The organism is Glacieibacterium sp. (assembly GCF_965200405.1).
In the GTDB taxonomy this organism is placed as follows: Bacteria; Pseudomonadota; Alphaproteobacteria; order Sphingomonadales; family Sphingomonadaceae; genus Glacieibacterium.
In genome coordinates this window covers 2,303,493-2,320,129 of the sequence record NZ_OZ241356.1, presented here as the reverse complement: position 1 = coordinate 2,320,129, position 16,637 = coordinate 2,303,493, and the positions used below count along the sequence as shown (strand labels likewise).

At 65.3% G+C, this 16,637-nt stretch carries 14 protein-coding genes; 6 read left to right on the top strand and 8 right to left on the bottom strand.

The annotated features are described in order from the left end of the window. Nucleotides 1-10 precede the first annotated feature (10 nt). Together ACOFKW_RS10895 and ACOFKW_RS10890 are read right to left on the bottom strand one after the other, a co-directional pair. Entirely contained in the window at nt 11-1,150 is a 1,140-nt protein-coding gene (locus ACOFKW_RS10895; protein ID WP_419814177.1) for a glycosyltransferase, read from the bottom strand. After that, a complete protein-coding gene (locus ACOFKW_RS10890; protein ID WP_419814176.1) occupies nt 1,147-3,192 on the bottom strand; it encodes an HAD-IIB family hydrolase in 2,046 nt (681 codons plus the stop codon). Before ACOFKW_RS10890 ends, ACOFKW_RS10895 begins: the two co-directional genes overlap by 4 nt. Before the next feature lie 99 nt (nt 3,193-3,291). Between ACOFKW_RS10890 and ACOFKW_RS10885 the strand changes: the two genes are divergently transcribed. Continuing rightward, complete coding sequence (locus ACOFKW_RS10885; RefSeq protein WP_419814175.1) at nt 3,292-4,110, top strand: sulfotransferase family protein; 819 nt, start codon at nt 3,292-3,294, stop codon at nt 4,108-4,110. A gap of 121 nt (nt 4,111-4,231) precedes the next feature. Beyond that, nucleotides 4,232-5,215, top strand: a complete 984-nt coding sequence (locus ACOFKW_RS10880) for an ATP-grasp fold amidoligase family protein (protein ID WP_419814174.1) — start codon at nt 4,232-4,234, stop codon at nt 5,213-5,215. A 139-nt stretch (nt 5,216-5,354) separates the two neighbouring features. On the opposite strand, the gene ACOFKW_RS10875 is transcribed toward ACOFKW_RS10880, so the two are convergent. Next, nucleotides 5,355-6,809, bottom strand: coding sequence for a Do family serine endopeptidase (locus ACOFKW_RS10875; protein ID WP_419814173.1), 1,455 nt, complete (start codon nt 6,807-6,809; stop codon nt 5,355-5,357). Nucleotides 6,810-6,913: 104 nt separating this feature from the next. On the opposite strand from ACOFKW_RS10875, the gene ACOFKW_RS10870 reads away from it, so the two are divergent. After that, nucleotides 6,914-7,528 (top strand): glutathione S-transferase family protein, encoded by a 615-nt coding sequence (locus ACOFKW_RS10870; protein ID WP_419814172.1) that lies wholly within the window; start codon nt 6,914-6,916, stop codon nt 7,526-7,528. On the opposite strand, the gene ACOFKW_RS10865 is transcribed toward ACOFKW_RS10870, so the two are convergent. From ACOFKW_RS10865 to ACOFKW_RS10850, 4 genes are all read right to left on the bottom strand, one after another. Beyond that, nucleotides 7,497-7,814, bottom strand: coding sequence for a DUF952 domain-containing protein (locus tag ACOFKW_RS10865; protein WP_419814171.1), 318 nt, complete (start codon nt 7,812-7,814; stop codon nt 7,497-7,499). The two genes, ACOFKW_RS10870 and ACOFKW_RS10865, sit on opposite strands and share 32 nt — an antisense overlap. Further along, nucleotides 7,811-8,275 carry a Holliday junction resolvase RuvX gene (gene ruvX / locus ACOFKW_RS10860; RefSeq protein ID WP_419814170.1) on the bottom strand — a complete coding sequence of 155 codons (465 nt, stop codon included), beginning with the start codon at nt 8,273-8,275 and terminating at the stop codon, nt 7,811-7,813. The genes ACOFKW_RS10865 and ruvX overlap by 4 nt, the downstream gene beginning before the upstream one ends. Continuing rightward, a complete protein-coding gene (locus ACOFKW_RS10855; RefSeq protein ID WP_419814169.1) occupies nt 8,272-9,387 on the bottom strand; it encodes a DUF3089 domain-containing protein in 1,116 nt (371 codons plus the stop codon). The genes ruvX and ACOFKW_RS10855 overlap by 4 nt, the downstream gene beginning before the upstream one ends. 62 nt (nt 9,388-9,449) lie before the next feature. Continuing rightward, the gene (locus tag ACOFKW_RS10850; RefSeq protein ID WP_419814168.1) at nt 9,450-10,556 is read right to left on the bottom strand and encodes an alpha/beta fold hydrolase; all 1,107 of its coding nucleotides are present in this window, start codon (nt 10,554-10,556) and stop codon (nt 9,450-9,452) included. Nucleotides 10,557-10,710: 154 nt separating this feature from the next. Here ACOFKW_RS10850 and gatC point away from each other — a divergent pair, with 154 nt between their 5' ends. Together gatC and gatA are read left to right on the top strand one after the other, a co-directional pair. Beyond that, nucleotides 10,711-10,998, top strand: a complete 288-nt coding sequence (gatC, locus tag ACOFKW_RS10845) for an Asp-tRNA(Asn)/Glu-tRNA(Gln) amidotransferase subunit GatC (protein ID WP_419814167.1) — start codon at nt 10,711-10,713, stop codon at nt 10,996-10,998. Beyond that, nucleotides 10,999-12,474, top strand: a complete 1,476-nt coding sequence (gatA, locus tag ACOFKW_RS10840; protein WP_419814166.1) for an Asp-tRNA(Asn)/Glu-tRNA(Gln) amidotransferase subunit GatA — start codon at nt 10,999-11,001, stop codon at nt 12,472-12,474. On the opposite strand, the gene ACOFKW_RS10835 is transcribed toward gatA, so the two are convergent. Further along, complete coding sequence (locus ACOFKW_RS10835; RefSeq protein ID WP_419814165.1) at nt 12,420-14,945, bottom strand: AMP-binding protein; 2,526 nt, start codon at nt 14,943-14,945, stop codon at nt 12,420-12,422. The two genes, gatA and ACOFKW_RS10835, sit on opposite strands and share 55 nt — an antisense overlap. Nucleotides 14,946-15,151: 206 nt before the next feature. Between ACOFKW_RS10835 and gatB the strand changes: the two genes are divergently transcribed. After that, nucleotides 15,152-16,618 carry an Asp-tRNA(Asn)/Glu-tRNA(Gln) amidotransferase subunit GatB gene (gene gatB / locus ACOFKW_RS10830; RefSeq protein ID WP_419814164.1) on the top strand — a complete coding sequence of 489 codons (1,467 nt, stop codon included), beginning with the start codon at nt 15,152-15,154 and terminating at the stop codon, nt 16,616-16,618. Nucleotides 16,619-16,637 lie beyond the last annotated feature (19 nt).

Below are 16,637 nucleotides of genomic sequence, written 5' to 3'. Positions count from 1 at the left end.
GACAGAGACGTCAGTCAAGGTGGACCCTTTCACCAGGTGTGGCCGCAGGCGACCATAAGCGCGCGATCAACGTTTCCAGCCACGCCGCGGTCTCACGTGCTGGCTCGTCGGCGATCATCGACCGCTGCCGCTGCGGGTCGTGCGTCGCGAACGCCTCCGCGATCGACGTGCGCCAATCGTCGGCAGATGACGGCAAGTCCCGCCGCATGACTGCAACCCCGGCGGCGGCGAGCGCATCGGCCTTGCGCACCTGCTCATCGAAATACCGCCATTCGGGGACCGCAAGCCACGGCCGGGCAGCGGCAAGTATCTGCTGGCACGTGGTGTTACCGGTCGACGCGACGACAAGGTCGGCGGCGGCGATATAGTCGGCGGCGTTATCGACCCAACCCCGATGCTCGACGTTGCCGGATTCAGTCGCGTGCCAGTCGGGCGCGATCTGACCGATCGTGATCCAGCGGGCATCGCAGAAGGCGCGCGCGCCGACCGCGATCGGCGCCTGCGCAAAGCCGGTGCCGCCGCCACCCGATAGCACGACGAACAATTGCTCACCGCTGGCGACGCCGATCCGCTGCCGCGCCACCTCGCGCTCGGCAACCCGCAGGTCGACGCCCAGCCCACCGGCGAAGCAGGTCCGGGCCCGCATCACGGCCGACCATTCAGGCTGCGCCAGTGCTTCGGCATAGGGTGCGATCAGTCCGACTGCGCCGTCATAGGCAGCCTGATGGCCGGCATCGCCGCGATTGCCATGCTGCAGGATCTTGATGTGAGGGACACTGCAGATGCGCGCCAGCTGAGCGATTTCAGCGGAAACGTCGCAGATCATCAACACCGGGTTTTCCGCCGCAAAGAAGCCAGTGAGCGTCGCCATCGCCCGACGGATGCCGGGCCAGCCGAGCGGCGCACAGTGCAGCGTCTCCGGGGTCGCGACCAGGCTCATCGCGGGGGCTTCGCTGCCGTCGGGCTCGAATAGCGAAGGGATGGCGGTGATCGTGGCGTTGGCCGGCAGCGCTGGAAAGATATCGGCCTGGGCGCAAAAAATCCTGACGGGCCGGTCCCTCGGCAGGGCGTTGACGATCGCCGCACAGCGTTCCGCGTGGCCACGTCCCTGGTGATGAACGAAATAGCCGATCGGCCGACCTGTCGTCATCGCGCCGCACCGGCGGCGGGCGCGACGCCAAAATGGCGCAGGCCCTCGATCACCCCGTCGGCATGCCGACCGAAGCTCCTGAACAGCCCCGGGCGAGCCACGAGAACGTCGAGATCTTCCGCGGCATTGGCGACCAGAATGGCACTGCCGCAGCGACCAAGCATGTCGATATCGTTGCCGCTGTCGCCTGCAGCGATACAGTCCGACAGGCCGAGACCCATGCGAGCTGCCAGCGCCTCGATTGCCATCGCCTTGCCGGCGCCGGCAGGCAGTACGTCGATCAAGCGTCCGTGCGAATGGACTACTCGCGCCGCAACGCCCTCCTCGGCTAACACGCCGGCGATCGCATCGGCGTCGCTGCGTGAGCCAAAATAGCTGAGCTTATGGCGTCGCTGGTCGACTGGCGGCTGCATCGAGATGGCAAGCCCGGCGATCGTTCGAGCCACGGTGTGCGGGCACCAGTCCGCATCCATCAAGTCGCCGAAAGCCTCCCAAGAGATCAGACGGCCGTCGTCGTCGCGAATGAAGACTTCGGTACCGACAGAGGTGATATAGGCGTCCGGCTCAGGCAGCGCCCAATCGTCCATCACAGCACGCGCCTCCGGCAGCGATCGTCCGGTCGCGACGATGAACGGCAAGTCGCGCTGCCCCGCCCAGTCTCCGAAGCGCAGCGCCGAGCTGGCGCAGCCGGTCAGCGTGTTGTCGATATCACAAATAACCATCCGACCGGTCGAAGCGATCGGCGCAGTGACCGTCGGGCGTGCGGCGGCACCGTACAGCTTGAGCGACCGACGCGCATAGGCGGCCCAATCGAATTGCCCGACGTTGGCACGTGCGGCTGCGACCAGCCGGTCGCGCAGGCACGTGTCGGTCAGCACGCTGTAACAGGCATCGGCGATGGCAAGCGGATCGCGCGGATCGATCAGCAAACCATGGCCAATCATGCCAAGGATATCGCCCGGCCCACCGTTGCGCGTCGCGACAACCGGCAAGCCGGCCTTGGCCGCCTCGATCAACGTCAGCCCGAACGGCTCGTGCAACGCCGGATTGGCGAACAGGCCGCCGCCCCTGGCAGCGAGGCGGTATAAGCCCGCGACATCCTGGGGTTCATGACGGCGCGGGACGGCGACACGACCATAGAGATCGTGCCGGTCGATCGCCTCCAGCAAATCGCGGATTACGCCTTGCTGCTCGTCGGTCCCGCAGCCTGGCGACTGGCGCAGGCCCGCCAGCACAACTAAGTTCGCTATCTCGCTCAACGCGGGCCGCGCGGCGAAGGCATCGACCAGCGCACCGAGGTTCTTTTTTGCCACCGGTCGCGCGACGGCCAAGATCATCGGCTTTCCGGGATTGCGCAGAAAGGGTGCAATCAGGGCAAGAGCCCGGGAGGTGTCGATCTGCTCCGGCAGCGCGTTGACGCCGGGAACGACGCGGTGAACACGGGTAATTGCGTCGTGGACGCCGTAGGCGACGATCTGACGCTCAGCCTCGTCGCGTGACGAGACGATAATCCCGTCCGCTGCCGCGATAGCGGCACGCTCCTGCGCGATCCGGTTGCCAAGTGCCTCGACGGCACCGCCATTCTGGCCCTTGTCGATACCGAGCGAATGCGGCGTATAGAAAAAGGGAATGTCAAAGCGCGCACGGACCGCCATCGCCGCAGTCGCAGCATCGGCGAAATGCGCATGGATGATGTCGGGTTTAGTCGTCTGCGCCTCGATGTGCGCGAGCAACGCCACGATAAACAGTGGCAATTCGGCTGTCAGGCCGGCCTTTTCGAGATAACGTCTGTCACCGGACGCCAGCCGCACGATCGACACCCGATCGGTAATCGCTTCAAACGGGCGCCGATAGTCACTGCCGAGGCGATCGTCATCGAACCAGCGGGTGACGATCTGGACCGTCTCGACGTTTTGATCGTCCGCTTGAGCCAAGGCTGCGCCAAGAACATAGGCGATATGTCCTCCGGTGTCCTCGGTAATGCCATAGTGCACCGGCGGTGCTTTAAGGCAACCACCCAGCGCGATATGCATTACGTTCATCGGTCACCCCATCTGGCCGATGAGTTAAGGCTTTTTTGCCGCGAAAGTTGCCCCTGCGACAATGAATCTGGATTTGCTCAGCCTCTGCTATGGTGGCCGATGATCCGGCATCGGTATGTCTTTGTCGGCGGGCTTCACCGTTCGGGCACGTCCCTGGTCGCGCGTATATTGTCACTTCACCCCGAGGTAGCGGCGATCTCCGGTTCTCCGGTCCCCGAGAATGAGGGCGTCTATCTACAGGGCGCCATCCCGCATACCGCGCAGCACGGCTGGCCGTTGCATTTCGCGACAGACCCGGCCGAGCATCTCGTCGAAGGGTGCCGCTACGACACGCTCCACACGCGGCTTCGGCTGGAGGCGGATTGGGCGCCGTGGTTCGACACGACCCGGTCATGGCGAGTAGAAAAGTCTCCGGTCAATCTGACGCGTGCCCGCTTGTACCAGCAGCTATTCCCGCTCGCACAATTCGTCATGGTACTCCGTCACCCGCAGGCAGTCTCGGCAGCGATGGCAAAATGGAGCGATATGCTACCCGCCCAGATAATCGACCATTGGCTTCATGCTCATGAACGCTTGGCAGTCGATTTGCCATATCTACATTCTGTCATGGTTCTTCGATACGAAGACCTGGTAGCCGACCCGGCGGCAGTTGCACGTGCGCTCTATGCGTTTCTGCAACTCGACCCGCCCTGCCCCGACGAGAATCAGAAGTCGATCGGGTCGATTTTTGACGGTAACGCCAATTATCCGCATTTGACAAAACTGACGACAGAACAGTCGGATCGTCTTCGCTATTGGAAATACAAAGCAGACCTCGGTCTTAGTCCCGAAGGATCCTTTGTCCAGCATCCGCTGCGCTCGGTCAGAGACGAGGCGCAATCGCATTTGAGATCGCTCAAATTGGACCGCGAACTGTAAGGCCAGTGCCGGCGAAGCTTCTGAGCACGCGTAACCAGACGCGCACGCTTCCGTAAGACTGCAACATGGTCGGCCATCTTTCGGAGAATGAAATTACTCAAGCTTGCTGAAGGGATCGCGGTTGAACGAAACGCCATCATCTGCCGAAACCGGCGAGAACGCCGTCACGCGATCGGCGCCGTCGCCGAGTATTCCGTCCATGACGCGCACCAGCAACTACCTGTACGCCGCTGCGTCCTTCGAAAGAATGTTTGGGCGTTATCCGCTGCCCACCGATGATGCCGCCGCGACGGTCAACGACCTCATCTTCAACCGGATGATCGATCCCAAATGGTCTGCGTTCGAACGCACTTTTGTTGATAAGGAGACGGCCAAGCTACAGGCCAAGCGCTTGTTTCCCGACTTACGCATACCCGAAACCTTGCTTGTCATTCCAATGGAAGACGTTCGTTCGGTCGCTCAACTGTATGCTCTTATTCAGCCCTTTGCCGGGACAAACACGATTGCCAAACCAACGCATGCCAGTGGAGCTACAGTGTTCATGCGTGACGTCGGATCAGCCACTGATTTGCAGCATCTGTATCAGATGGCAATAGTCGATTATTCTCTCAACCTGCGCGAGATGCAATATTGGCAGCTGCCAAAAAAGATCATTGTCGAGGCATTGGTGCCGACTGATACCGGCCTGCTACCGGACGACTACAAATTTCACTGCGTATACGGACGGCCCTTGGTATATCAGGTCGATCATGACCGCTTCGGCGCGCGCTGGAGCCGGATGTTCCGCGTTCCCGGATCCGAGCCCATGGATGATCAGGACGGCCTTGTCACGGCAGAAACATACACCAAAGCCGCGCCTGAACGCATCAAGGCCATGGTATCTGCCGCCCAAGCTTTATCGGCGTCGTTCGAATATGTTCGGGTCGACCTTTATAATGGGTCTGACGGGGTATATTTCGGTGAGGTGACGTTCACACCTGCGGCGTCGCTGGGTGTGGCCCCCTCCTCGTCAGGGGCTCAACACCCTAGTCTCACGCATCAGATATACAGCCGAACCATCATGGATGCTGTGAAGCGGCAGCGTCGCCAGTTGAAGACTGGCTGAGATGCCGGCGGCATCTACGCCGCTGATACAAAGTCCGAACGATCGGATATCACGTTTCTGTTTAAGTCGTTTATCTTTCGACCTCCTGCACCCGCAGGCTGCGTTGGGTGTGTCCTGCCAAGGGCCCCTCTTCATGCCCTCAAGTGCTACAAGCAAGTTGCCCCTGCACGACGCCGCACAGGCTACGTTGGCCGGCGCGGTTGAAGCGGATGCTGGGGGTGCCGGTACGAATGGCGGTGGCGACGTCGGAGACTGTGCGGACGTCGGTGCCGTTGACCGCCTCGATGAGGTCGCCGGGCTTGAGGAAGCCGAAGCGGGCGGCCGGAGCGCCGGCGAGGATGTCGGTGACGACCACGCCTCTTTCGGGCAGGCCGGCGCCGATCTCCTGTGCGAAGGCGGGGGACAGGTTACCGATGGTGACGCCGGTCAGGAGGTTCTCGCCGGTGATGCGGGTCAGCGACCGGGCCGGCTTCTCGGGCGGCGTGGCGAGCGTCAGCGCGACGGTGCGGCGCTGGCCGGCGCGGCGGACGTCGAGCTCGACGCGGGTGCCGACGCCAAGCACAGCGATGCGGTAGCGCAACTGGCCGGGGTCGACGACTTCCTTGCCGTCGACAGCGAGCAGGATGTCGCCGGGCTTGATACCGGCGGCGGCAGACGGTGAGTTGGGCGAGACGTCGGTGACCAGCACGCCGCCGGGGCGGTCGAGGCCGAGCTGCGTGGCGGTTGCCGTGGTCAGGCCCTCGCCCTCGGCACCGATCCAGCCGGTGACCAGCTTGCCGGTCCTGGCGGCGCCCATGAAGACGCGAACCATGTTCGACGGGATGGCGAAGCCGACGCCGTTCGAGCCGCCCGATGGCGAGGCGATCGCGGTGTTGATGCCGAGCAGGCGGCCCTGCATGTCGAGCAGCGCGCCGCCTGAATTGCCTGGGTTGATGGCGGCGTCGGTCTGCAGGAAATATTGATAGTTGGAGACGCCCTGTCCCGTCCTTGCAGTGGCCGAGACAATGCCGTGGGTGACGGTCTGTCCGACACCGAACGGGTCGCCGATCGCGAGGACGACGTCGCCGACCTCTGCCCGGTCGCTGTCGCCGAGCGGCACGACCGGCAGCTTGACCCCCTTCACGTCGATGCGCAGCATGGCCAGGTCGAGCCGAGCATCGGAGAACACCAGCTTCGCTGGATATTCGCGGCGGTCGGCAAGGGCGACGAGGATCTGGTCGGCGCCGTCGACGACGTGATTGTTGGTGATGATCAGCCCATCGCTGCCGACGATGACGCCGGAACCGAGCGATTGCTCGACGCGTGGCGGCTGTTGCTGGCTGCCGAAGAAGCGCTGGAAGAACGGATCGCTGGTCATCGCCGGGCGACTGCGGTTGATCCGCGCCGAATAGACGTTGACCACGGCTGGCGCCGCTCGCTTGACCACGGCACTGTAACTCAACAGCAGGCGCGTCGGGTCGAGCGGCACCACCCTGGTATCCTCGGCAGCGGGCGGTGCGGCGGTCTGGGCCTTGATCAGCCCCTCGCCGGTACCGGCGCTGATCCCGAACGCCAGCGCGACACCGGTGGTCAGGCAGACGGCACCGATGGCCATGCTCGTTGCGCGGGATTTGAACGTCATCATGCCTCCCCTGGCTGGACGAGGTTGCGCTTTGACCCGCACTGGGTGAAGCGTCAATTAACAACGAGGGAGCCCAAATGATCACCCTTTACCATTGCAGCGACGCCCGATCGTTCCGGGCGCTATGGGCGCTGGAAGAAATGCAACTGCCATACCAGCTGGAGCGGCTGGAGTTTCCGCCACGGTTCACGACGCCGGGGTATCTCGACCTGAACCCGCTGGGCACGATCCCGCTGTTGATCGACGGCGACGCGCGGCTGACGGAATCCGCGGCGATCGTGCAGTATCTGTGTACCCGCTACGGGCCCTCCTCGCTGGCGGTGGACGTCGACGAGGCGGCTTATGGGGTCTGGCTCAACTGGCTGCATCACGGTGAGGCGACGCTGACGTTCCCGCAGACGGTCGTGCTGCGCTATACGGTACGCGAGCCGGAGAAAGGGCTGCAGGAGGCTGCGGCGGATTACGCGCACTGGTTTGCGCGGCGGACCATCCTGGCGGACGCAGCGCTGGCGGACAATGAGTGGCTGTGCGCCGGACGCTTCACGGCGGCGGACATCTCGGTGGGCTATGCGCTGATGCTGGCGTCCCGGCTTGAACTGCATGACCGGTTGTCACAGCGACTGGTCGATTACTGGGAGCGATTGCAGCAGCGCCCGGCGTTCATCCGGGCAAAGGCGGCGCAAGCATCGTAATTGCGGAAATGTCGGCGCGTCGCAGGGGGCGGTACAGGTGCGGGAACATCTGCCCGGCCCGCGCCTCCTCCCAGCGCAGGTCGTCGCCCAGCGCCTCGGCGTCGAGGGTGAGCAGCACCAGCCCTGCCTCCCCCGCGAAATAACGGTTTCGGGTGCCGTCGAGCTGCTCGGCGGCGGACATGTGGATATAGCCGTCGCGCAGGTCGTCCGCCGACCCGGCAAAGCTGCCCGCAGTATCGAACGCCGCCCATTCCGCAGCGCGCAGCAGCTTGTAGATCGCAGTCACAGCACCTCCCGGGTCAATGCGTCGATGGCGCCCTGCAGGATGTGCGCGGCGGCATGCTTGTCGATGGATTCGGCGCGGCGCGCGCGCGACCAGTCCTCGGCGATCATCTGCCGCTCGACCGCCTGGGTCGACCAGCGCTCGTCCCACAACAGCAGGGGGCGGCCAAGCGGCAGGTCGATGGCGCGGGCAAAGGCGCGGACCGATTGGGTCCGGGGGGAGTCGCTGCCGTCCATGCTGAGCGGCAGGCCGACGACGACGCCGACGATCCGCTCGGCATCGAGCAGCTTGACCAGCAACGCCAGGTCGGGCGTGAACTTGGTCCGCCTGAGGACGGAATGCGGCGTCGCGTAGGTCCAGCTGGCGTCGCAGGTGGCGATGCCGACCGTCTTGGTGCCGACGTCGAGCCCGACAAGTCGGCCGCCCGACAGCGCGCCGCCGAATCCGGCAGCGTCGAGGATCACCTCGCCTCCCAGGCGTTGACCCGCGCTTCGACGTCGGCGCGCGCGTTGGCCCAGTACAGGGGGTAGTCATAGACGTGGTAATTGTTACCCGGCAGGATGTAGCTGTCGAAGCCCTTGGGTGGCTCGCCGATCATCAGAATACCCGTTGGCTCGCATTGTGCGCCGACCCCGCCCGCTACCAGGGTCGCATCGTTCAGCGCTTCGCCCGGGACGAGTGAGCCGAGGTTCTTCTCCGGTGGCACGGTCTCGTCGCCCGTCCGTCCAAGCAGGGGATTGGTGCAAAGGATGTGCGTGTCACGTCGCGGCTTGCCGGTGTAGCCGGTGGTGGCGTCGAAGACCTGGCGCACCGAGGATGGATCGGCCGGCTCGGCAAAGCTCTGCCAGGCCATGATGCAGCCGGTAGCCTCGGCATTGGCGCAGGCAGGCAGGCCCAGCGCCGGCAGGTCGGCCTCGATCGAGATCGGCCAGCCGATGGCATAGACGGCGATCACCCGCTTCATCGCCGGCGTGCCGGCCAGCCGTTCCTTGAGCAGTCGCAGCAAATGGAGTGAGCCCTGGCTGTGGCCCGCCAGGATGATCGGGCGGTCCACGGGCTGCGCCGCGATAAATGCATCCCAGGCGCGGGCGACGTCACCATACGCCAGGTCGATGGCGCGGGAGGCGTCGGGCTTGTCGGTCAGGAATGCGCCGAAGCTCGCCTGCCGGTAGCGCGGTGCCCAGACTTCGCCGATGCCGTTGAAGACGCTGGCGTCACCCTGCAGATACAGCTTGATCCGCGCGTCGGTCGCGCTATCGCCGAACGGCATGTTCCAGCGATCGCGGCCGAGGTAGGCGGTGGGTGTGACGAAGAACACGGCGACCAGCGGCTTGGGCACGGCGGTAAAGCCCGCTGGGGTCCACAACGCCGGATTGTGCGGCAGTGCGGGATGCGCGTCCCAGCCGTCGGGCCGGGAGTAATCGGGAATGTCGGCCTGCGGGCTCGCTGCGAATTCGACGCTGGGGACCATTGCGGCGCGGAGGAGCTGCTGGCCGAACAGCCGATAGGCGAACGCCGCGGCGATCACCAGGAAGACCAGGATCGCGACGATCCACAGGAAGCGGCGTGCCAGCATGATTCAACTCCAACGCGGCGGGCTATAGCACCCATGCGCCGGAGCGTAAGCGGGCGCGACGCTCAGCCGCCGCTGCGAGCCAGCAATGCCACCAGGTCGGCCTTCCAGAACTTCGCCCAGGTGTGCGTGCCGTGGCCATGGGTGTCGGCGCTCTCTGGGATCAGGCGGAAGGTGGCGTTCGGCATCCGCCCGACCATCTTCTCGGCGATGCCCAGCCCGAACGGGTTGATGAAGTCGTCTGCCGAGTTGACCCACGCGACCGGCACGGTGATCGTCTCCAGCTTCGCCGAAGGATCGTAGGTGCGCGACGCGTCGAGCTGGTAGATCGTGTCGTTGGCATCGCCGTCGAGCTGCTTCTCGATGCGCCCCTTGAGCCAATCCTCCACCGCCGCCCTGGTCGGCAGGTCGGCCTGCATCCGCACCGGGGCGGACCCGGCGATCAGGCTGAGCGAGGCGGCGGTGCGCAAGCCGGCGAGCGGCGGCGACTTGTACTCGCCGCCCGCCCAGGCCGGGTCGGCCTCGATCGCGTCGATCGACAGCTTACGCCACGTCCGGTTGCGCCCCGCCAGCTCGACCGGCAGGCAGGCGGTCGGCATGATCGCGCGGGCGAAGCCGGGATAGGCCTCGGCCCAAACGAAGTCGTGCATGCAGCCCATCGACGTGCCCATCAGCAGGCGCAGCGAAGTCACCTTCAGCCCGTCGACCAGCAACCGGTGCTGCGCCTCGACCATGTCGGCATAGTCGTATTTCGGGAAACGCATGTGCAGGCCGTCGCTCGGCTTCGACGACTTCCCGTGCCCGATCGCGTCCGGCAGGATGATGTAATAGCGCGTGATATCGAGCGGCTGCCCCGGCACGAACAGCTCGTTGGCGAAGACCGGGTTGAAGAACTGCTGGCCGGTGCCGCCGGTGCCGTGGAGTACCATCACGGCATTGTCGACGCGCCCGGCCTTGTCCCGGTGCGGCCGGCCCAGCGTCGTATAATGCAGCCGCAACGCCGCCATGCGCTCGCCGCTGTGGAAGGCGAAGTCGCGCGCGACGTAGTCGCCCTCGGCATACGGGAACGCGAAGCCGGCAGCGCTCGGCGCACCCACGACGGGGCTTGCCGGAGCGGCCCGGGCGGCGGGGGTTGCAGCGGCAAGCGCGGCGGCGATCAGGCTGATGAGCATGGCGGCATTGCTAATCGAACGCCGCGTCCGGTCAACCGCAGGCCGGTGCAACGCCGAAGTCGTTCCACATGCTTGAATCGCGGCATGGCAGCGTGCTACCGCGGCATGGCCCCAACCGGCGCCACGACGCCCGAGCGTCTTACCGGAGCACTGAATGTCCGTCGACGCCGCCACCGTCAAACGCATCGCGCATCTGGCGCGGATCCGTATCGAGGATGCCGAGGTCGCGCCGCTGGAGGCCGAGCTCAACGCCATCATCGGCTGGATCGAGCAGCTGTCGGAGGTCGACACGACGGGCATCCCGCCGATGACCGCCGTCATCCCAAACCATCTGAAATGGCGCGACGATGTCGTGACCGACGGCGCCATGCAGGACAAGGTGCTCGGCAACTCCCCGGACGCGGCCTTCGGCTTCTATGCCGTGCCCAAGGTAATCGAATAGATGACTGATCTTACCGGCCTTTCCATCGCGGCGATGCGCGACGGCCTGCGCGCCAAATCCTTCTCCGCCGGCGAACTCGCCGAGGCGCACATCATCGCGGTCGAAAGCGCGCGCGATCTCAATGCCTTCATCATCGAGACGCCCGACCACGCCCGCGCCGCAGCCGCGACGGCAGATGCAGCGCTGGCCAGCGGCGACGCCAAGCCGCTCAGCGGCATCCCGCTCGGCATCAAGGACCTGTTCGCCACCAAGGGCTACCAGACCACTGCGGCGTCGAAGATCCTCGAAGGCTTCATCCCGCCCTATGAGTCCACCGTCTCCGGCAAGCTGTTTGCCGATGGCGCCGGCATGCTTGGCAAGCTCAACCTCGACCAGTTCGCCATGGGCTCCTCGAACGAAACCAGCGCCTTCGGCAACGTCGTGTCGCCGTGGCGCGCGCGCGGCAGCAATCGCCCGCTGGTCCCCGGCGGCTCGTCGGGCGGCTCGGCGGCGGCGGTCGCGGCGCGGCTGTGCGCCGGGGCGACCGGCACCGACACCGGCGGCTCGATCCGCCAGCCCGCGGCGTTCGTCGGTATCTCCGGCATCAAGCCGACCTATGGCCGCTGCTCGCGCTGGGGCGTCGTCGCCTTCGCCTCGTCGCTCGATCAGGCCGGGCCGATGGCGCGCGACGTGCGCGACTGCGCCATCCTGCTCAAGTCGATGTGCGGCTACGACCCCAAGGATTCGACCTCGCTCGACGTCGCCGTCCCGGACTTCGAGGCAGCGCTGACCGGCGACCTGCGCGGCAAGCGCATCGGCGTGCCGCGCGAATACCGACCCGACGGCCTCGACCCGACCATCGCGGCGCTGTGGGACCAGGGGCTGGCGTGGCTCAAGGACGCCGGCGCGACCATCGTCGACGTGTCGCTGCCGCACACGACGTACGCCCTGCCCGCCTATTACATCATCGCGCCGGCCGAGGCCTCGTCGAACCTGGCGCGCTACGACGGCGTTCGCTACGGGCTGCGCGTCACGCCGCCGGGCGGCAACCTCGCGGACATGTACGAGGCGACGCGCGCCGCCGGCTTCGGCCCGGAGGTCAAGCGCCGCATCATGATCGGCACCTACGTCCTGTCGGCGGGCTTCTACGACGCTTATTACACCCAAGCGCAGAAGGTCCGCGCGCTGATCGCCCGCGATTTCGATCGGGCCTGGGAGGTCTGCGACCTGCTGCTCGCCCCGACCGCGCCGAGCGCCGCCTTCGCTGCCGGCGACAAGGCCGATCCGCTGGAGATGTACTTGAACGACGTCTTCACCGTGCCGGCCTCGATGGCCGGGCTGCCGGCGATGTCGGTGCCCGCTGGCCTGTCGGAAACCGGGCTGCCGCTCGGCCTGCAGATCATCGGGCCGGCCCTCGACGAAGCGGGCGTGCTCAACGCCGGCTATGTCATCGAACGCGCTGCGGGCTTCACGGCGCGACCTGAGCGTTGGTGGTAGCCGCGCCATAGCCTCTGCACGAGGCGGATCGTCCGCTCGACCACTTCGCGGACGCCGATGCCGGCGACCAGCGCCACCGGGATCGCCAGCCAGTCCGGCTTGACGTGTAGATGGATGACGAACAGGTTCACGATGATGTTGTGGGTCAGGTAGACGTAGAAGCTGGCGCTGGCGACCTGCATCACGACCGTTGCCAGCACTCGCGGCAACCGAATATGCTGGAACAGCGCCAGTCCCCCCAAACCGATCCCCATCCAGACAATGTGGACGTCGGACAAGCCCCAGTCGAGCGCGGTACCCGCCAGCGCCAGTCCCACCAGCAGCAATCGCTCGATCGGGCGCGTGCACAGCTTTAGCAGGAAGCCGATGCCGTAGAGATAGAGCACCGCGTCCGCCGTTCGCTGGTCGAGCGGTCGACCGGTCCATAGCTCGATCGCCGCAAACTTCATCACCAGTGCGAAGACGAGCATCGCCAGCCCGACGCGCACCGGCGACGCGCGCCGCACTGCGGGGATGGCAAAGGCTGCGATGAACAGTAGCAAGCAGTGGGTCAGCGCTTCCAGAAACCAGAAGGGCTCCAGCAGGCTATGGTGCAGCCCGCTGATGTTGCTGAGCAAAAGCCATGAGGACAGGTCGACTTCGCGGTGAAGCGAATAGACGATCAGGATAAGGTAGTACGGCAGCAGAATGCGGACGGCGAACGAACCCAAAAGGCTCAGTCCCTCGTCGGCACGCAGGCGCGGTAGCTGGAAGCGAGCGAGATTATAACCCGCCAGCAACAGCAGCAGGCTGGCACCTCCGGCCAGCGTCCAGGTCGTTGCATGTACCCCAACGATGCCGGTAATCGCAGCGGCGCGGACTGCGACCTCGCTCTCGAACCGACGCATCGACCACGGCCCCGGCACGAGCGCCGGCGTGCCTAGCCGATCGAATTCGGCCATGGTCATCGACTCCCAGCCGTCGGGCAAGCTGCCGAGATGATCCTCTATGACCATCGACGCCTGGACGTACGATAGCGAGTCACCGCCCAGCGACTGGAAGCTATTGTCCGGCAGGACGACCTGCTGTCCTAGGACCCGGCTCAACGCCAGGCTGAGTGCAGGTGCCTCGTCTTGCGTAGCAGCCAACAGGTCGCGCCCATGTGCCAGGATAGCCGGATAGTCGACCTTGCCCGAGGCGAGCCGCGGGATGTCGGCCGCGGCATAGGCGACGATACTCGACGGCGGCAGGCGGGTTTGCGCGACGACCATCGCCGCCGCGGTCTCCGGTTTGCCAACCATCACTAACAGTATCAGCCGCTCGTCGTCACCTGCCACGACGGCATGAATCTCGTTTGCTGCCAGCCGTGCCTCCAGATCGTCCAACCCGATGCGGTAGCCGGCAATCTTGCTGAAACGGCTCAATCGCCCGGTAATGCAAAACAGCCCGTTGGCATTTCGCCGGGCCAGGTCGCCGGTCCGCAGTGTCTCGATCTCGGATCCAAGCGCGAGGTCGGCGGGCTGCTCGGCATAGCCCATCATTACGTTCGGGCCGCTATAGACCAACTCGCCCTCGCCGGTCTGATCGGCGTCGCGCAGTTCCAGCAGGCCACCGGGAATGGCGATGCCGATACTTCCTGGATTGGCCTTGGCCAGGTCGGGTGGCAGATAGGCCATGCGCGCCGTCGCCTCGGTCTGGCCGTACATCCGGAAGAAGCGAACGCCGCGGGTGTCGGCCCAATCTGCATAGGCAGCTGCAAGTTCGGGCGTCAGCCGGCCGCCGGCCTGGGTCATTGTGCGCAGCGTCGGCGGTACGTCGCTACGGAAGTTCTGTCGCTCGAGCAGCTCGTAACTATAGGGTACGCCCGCAAAGCTGGTGCCCGAGGCGCGGCGGAAGAAGCTCCAGAACGCCGGATCGATGACCGAGCCGTCGGTCACCAGCAGCGTAGCCCCATTCATCAGGTGAGAGTTGATCACCGACAGGCCGTATGAATAATGGAACGGCAGGCTGGTGATCGCCTTGTCGTCCATCGTAATTGCCAGATACTCGGCGATCGACGCTGCGTTGGCGGCGACCGCCGTGTCGGACAGCCTGACCAGCTTGGGCTTGCCCGACGAGCCGGAGGTGGCAAGCAGCACTGCAAGGTGAGGATGAAGAACCGACGGACCACCGTCGCGGCGCTCGCTGCGCCAGCCCTCTGCAGTCGATCGAAACACCGCGTCGGGCGGGAACTGCTGTCCAAGCGCGCCGTCGGCACTGCCGGGCGGACCTAGCAGGGCGACATGCCCGGCGCGCAGGGTGCCGATATAGGCGGTCAGCGCGTCGACGGTATTGGCGCACTCGATCAACACCAGGCGACGTCGATCGGCCAGGCCTGCCACCATTGCATCGGCACGTTCGGCGAGATCGAGATAATCGACGACGGTGCCGGCTTCGTCGATCAGCGCCGGACGGCGACCATGAGCCTCCATGCGGTCGAACAGGCAGTCCACACGCGTTCCTCGCCAATTTTCAGTGCAACGCGTCGAACGCGACATGATCGTCTAGACCCGAACTCATGAAGGATTAGTATGCACGTCGCTGTATGCCAACCAAGACACCGTTGCCGCAACAACTTCAACTTTCGGCATTAACGAGCAAAGGTGACGAGGCCAACCAGGCAGGCTATTCAGCTCTCATCTTCAACCGAGATCCAGTCATGACCGAGCCTACAGTCTACACCGTCCAGGGAGCCACCGGCCCGTGGGAGATCGTCGTCGGTCTCGAAGTCCACGCCCAGGTGACCAGCAATTCCAAACTGTTCTCAGGCGCCTCCGCGACCTATGGCGCCGAGCCCAACACCCAGGTCAGCCTGGTCGATGCGGCGATGCCGGGGATGCTGCCGGTGCTCAACGGCGAGTGCGTGCGGCAGGCGGTGCGGACCGGGCTGGCACTCGGCGCGCAGATCAACCGCTGGTCGCGCTTCGACCGCAAGAACTACTTCTACGCCGACCTGCCGCAGGGCTACCAGATCAGCCAGCTCTACCACCCCATCGTCGGCGAGGGCGCGTTGACCGTCGAACCCGAAGGAGAAGAGCCCAAAACCATCGGCATCGAGCGCATCCATCTCGAGCAGGACGCCGGCAAGTCGGTCCACGACCAGCACGCGACCTTGAGCTACGTCGACCTCAACCGCTCCGGCGTCGCGCTGATGGAGATCGTGTCGAAGCCCGACATGCGTTCCCCCGCCCAGGCCGGCGCGTATGTGCGCTCCCTGCGCGAAGTGCTGCGCTATGTCGGCAGCTGCGACGGCAACATGGACGAAGGCTCGATGCGCGCCGACGTCAACGTCAGCGTCCGCCGCGCCGGCGAGGAATTCGGCACCCGCACCGAGACCAAGAACGTCAATTCCGTGCGCTTCGTCATGGCCGCCATCGAGCATGAGGCAAAGCGACAGGTGGAGGTCTTGGAGGCCGGCGGCCGCATCGTGCAGGAAACCCGCCTGTTCGATCCGGACAAGGGCGTCACCCGCTCGATGCGCTCCAAGGAGGACGCGCACGACTACCGCTATTTCCCCGATCCCGACCTGCTGCCGGTCGAGTTGACCGACGCCTTCATGGCCAAATGCGAGGCGAGCCTGCCCGAACTGCCCGCCGCCAAGCGCGCCCGCTTCGAAGGCGAGTTGGGGATCAGCTCGTACAACGCCGCCGTGCTGACAGCTGAGAAGGAGACCGCCGACTGGTTCGAGGCGCTGCTCGCGACCGGCGCGCCCGCCAAGGCCGCCGCCAACTGGGTGATCTCCGACCTGTTCGGCGCGCTCAACCGCCTCGGCAAGACCATCGCGACCTCGCCTGTCACCCCTGCGGTAGCGGGCGAACTGCTCGCCCTGACCGCCGACGGCACGCTGTCGGGCTCGCTCGCCAAGCAGGTCTTCGAAATCATGCTGGAAACAGGCGAAGGCGCTGCGCACATCGTCGAGGCACGCGGCCTCAAGCAGACTAGCGACACCGGCGCGATCGACGCGCGCATCGCCGAGATCCTCGCCGCCAATGCCGACAAGGTCGCCCAGTACAAGGCCGGCAAGGAAGCCTTGTTCGGCTTCTTCGTCGGCCAGACGATGAAGGCGATGGCCGGCAAGGCAAACCCGGGCGTCGTCAATGAGCGCCTGAAGACGATGCTGGCCTGATCGGTCGGCGACGATCCCG

What these genes read in the sequence shown, in the direction of transcription:
- ACOFKW_RS10855 (WP_419814169.1), bottom strand. Translation starts at nt 9,387, where the DNA reads ATGCTGGCACGCCGCTTCCTGTGGATCGTCGCGATCCTGGTCTTCCTG.
- ACOFKW_RS10850 (WP_419814168.1), bottom strand. Translation starts at nt 10,556, where the DNA reads ATGCTCATCAGCCTGATCGCCGCCGCGCTTGCCGCTGCAACCCCCGCC.
- gatC (WP_419814167.1), top strand. Translation starts at nt 10,711, where the DNA reads ATGTCCGTCGACGCCGCCACCGTCAAACGCATCGCGCATCTGGCGCGG.
- ACOFKW_RS10875 (WP_419814173.1), bottom strand. Translation starts at nt 6,809, where the DNA reads ATGGCCATCGGTGCCGTCTGCCTGACCACCGGTGTCGCGCTGGCGTTC.
- gatA (WP_419814166.1), top strand. Translation starts at nt 10,999, where the DNA reads ATGACTGATCTTACCGGCCTTTCCATCGCGGCGATGCGCGACGGCCTG.
- ACOFKW_RS10870 (WP_419814172.1), top strand. Translation starts at nt 6,914, where the DNA reads ATGATCACCCTTTACCATTGCAGCGACGCCCGATCGTTCCGGGCGCTA.
- ACOFKW_RS10890 (WP_419814176.1), bottom strand. Translation starts at nt 3,192, where the DNA reads ATGAACGTAATGCATATCGCGCTGGGTGGTTGCCTTAAAGCACCGCCG.
- ACOFKW_RS10885 (WP_419814175.1), top strand. Translation starts at nt 3,292, where the DNA reads ATGATCCGGCATCGGTATGTCTTTGTCGGCGGGCTTCACCGTTCGGGC.
- gatB (WP_419814164.1), top strand. Translation starts at nt 15,152, where the DNA reads ATGACCGAGCCTACAGTCTACACCGTCCAGGGAGCCACCGGCCCGTGG.
- ACOFKW_RS10895 (WP_419814177.1), bottom strand. Translation starts at nt 1,150, where the DNA reads ATGACGACAGGTCGGCCGATCGGCTATTTCGTTCATCACCAGGGACGT.